The 2,052-nt window shown below is 59.3% G+C and carries 2 protein-coding genes; both read left to right on the top strand.

Translation table 11 applies throughout. From position 1 onward, the window contains the following. The first annotated feature begins 255 nt into the window (after positions 1–255). Entirely contained in the window at positions 256–645 is a 390-nt protein-coding gene (locus tag WH50_RS25855) for a phasin family protein (RefSeq protein WP_165838576.1), read from the top strand. 128 nt (positions 646–773) lie between these two features. Further along, on the top strand, positions 774–1,805 hold the full coding sequence (locus WH50_RS25850; RefSeq protein ID WP_110190367.1) for an alpha/beta hydrolase family protein: 1,032 nt from the start codon (positions 774–776) through the stop codon (positions 1,803–1,805). Positions 1,806–2,052 lie beyond the last annotated feature (247 nt).

Below are 2,052 nucleotides of genomic sequence, written 5' to 3'. Positions count from 1 at the left end.
CTAGCCAGCTGTAAACTCTAGTCCGTTGTAAACGATAGCCCGTTGTAACGAGCACGCTCCAGCGGCCTGTTCATCCCCCAAAAAAGCGGCAACAGACTACCTATCCCGCCAATCTGGCCGTCATCAGCGTGGAAATGAGGCCAATTTTTCCCCGTTGATTGCTGAACAGCGATGCCTGTGCCAATGTTAAGACTCGTCTGTGCCCGATGGGATACCTCGGGTGATCTGTGTAGCCACCGCAGGAGGAGCAAGGCCATGAGTGATGAACAGCCATCCCATGACATCAAGGACCTTCAGGATCGTGTACAGGCCGAAGTCAAAACCAACGTGGAAAGCTCGCTGGCGCTGGCCATGGCTGCCTTGAATGCCCTGCAGCGCCTGTCCTCCCTGCATCTCAGGAACTCCCAGCAGATGCTGGAAAGCAGTGGCAAGATCATGCTCAACGATCTGTGGGGCCGCAGTGAAGACCTGACTAAACTGCCCACCTGGCATACCCATTACAGCAATCCCTGGCTGGAACAGCTCAACAACTATTCGCGTGACGTCTATGAACTGCTGGCTGACCATCAGGACGATGTCGCCGAAGTGCTGAAGAAACGTGCTGGCGACCTGTCGGGCTCTCAAAGCACGGATTCAGACAAGTAACCCCTCTGCCAGACTGCAGTACCTGCCGTTTCAGCTGCCGACAGGTACTGAATCCTGTTTCAGGTCGCAGCCGCTTTTCCACCACGCCATGCTCTGCCTCTCCCCCCTAGCGCTCCTGAGAGGCTGCCATGACATTTCCTTCCCGCTACTTCCGCATCGTGCGCACCGCCCGCCGTTACTGGCTGGCACTGCTGATATGCCTGTCGTTCACTGCTCGTGCTGAGGCGCTACCCGCCGCAGGTGTACAGCAGCAGGCCGTCACGGTCAGCCATCGCTTACATCCCGTGCAGTTACTGTTGTGGTATCCCACCCACAGCAGGGGTGCGGCACAGCGAACAGGGGGAAATGGTCTGTTTCAGAGCTCTGCCGGGGTGCATGATGCCGCACCTGTCGACGGCACGCTGCCGCTACTCCTGATGAGTTACGGCGGCCTCCGCTCGGCACCGTTTCAGGGCAACTGGCTGGCTCAGCAGCTGGCGCAGCACGGCTATCTGGTGGTGCAGATCCAGCCGCCCGCAGCGGAATCACTGTCACCGGAACAGGCTACTGATGAGCCCTGGCGTCGGGCGGCCGATATCAGCGCTGCCTATCAGTGGCTGAAGCGCAGTGAATGGCAGCCACGCATTGATCCAGAGCGGCAGAATCTGCTCGGCGCCTTTCTCGGTGCCACAGCGATGCTGCAACAAACGGGTATCCGGCTGGATCCGGCGCGCTATCGCCATAGCTGTGATGGCAATGACAGCACCGACTGCCGCTGGTATGCCGCACATCAGGTGTCGCTGCCACAGGCCGCCCTGCCCGCCAGTACATGGGGAATGCAAGGCACTGCCGTGCACTGGCAGCATGTGGTGGTGATCAATCCCGAACTGCTGAACAGCGTTACTCCGGCTGACCTGACCGCGCAGCCTGCAACACTGACACACATCGCACTGGGGCAGGACGCCGCTGAAGAACAGAGCACGCTGCCGGGCCAGACGTTCAGCCTGCCAGCAGCCAGCCCTTTCAGTGCGCTGGCGCTGTGCACAGCCAACGCCGCGGCGATATTGCGAGAGGAAGGAGAAGAGGAAGCCCTGTGTCAGGATGGCAAAGCCAGCAGCCGACAGACCGTGCATCAGCAGGTGCTGCAGTGGGTACTGACGGCATTGGACCCGGCCCACTGACAAGCCCCGCCGACATGGGCCATGCCCTAACAGGTCGTTGAAAATCTATCTGCGTTGCCGACTCCCGCGTCAAAACAGGCTCACAGCCGAAGGCTGAACGTGCTTTAGCACGGCCCCGAAGGGGCGAGCAAAGCGAGTCAAATGCTCATTTAGTGCACTAAACTCCACTTTTTCGCCTGTTTCTTGTGCCCTCGGGGTATTTCCTTGTCTCGGCTGCCTCGATAACGTTTTTCAACAGCCTGCTAAG

The sequence above is a fragment of the Pokkaliibacter plantistimulans genome (assembly GCF_003194385.1).
Taxonomy (GTDB): Bacteria; Pseudomonadota; Gammaproteobacteria; order Pseudomonadales; family Balneatricaceae; genus Pokkaliibacter; species Pokkaliibacter plantistimulans.
The sequence above is the reverse complement of the archived record's forward strand: the minus strand, read 5'-3'. Positions and strand labels throughout refer to the sequence as shown.

What these genes read in the sequence shown, in the direction of transcription:
- WH50_RS25850 (WP_110190367.1), top strand. Translation starts at nt 774, where the DNA reads ATGACATTTCCTTCCCGCTACTTCCGCATCGTGCGCACCGCCCGCCGT.
- WH50_RS25855 (WP_165838576.1), top strand. Translation starts at nt 256, where the DNA reads ATGAGTGATGAACAGCCATCCCATGACATCAAGGACCTTCAGGATCGT.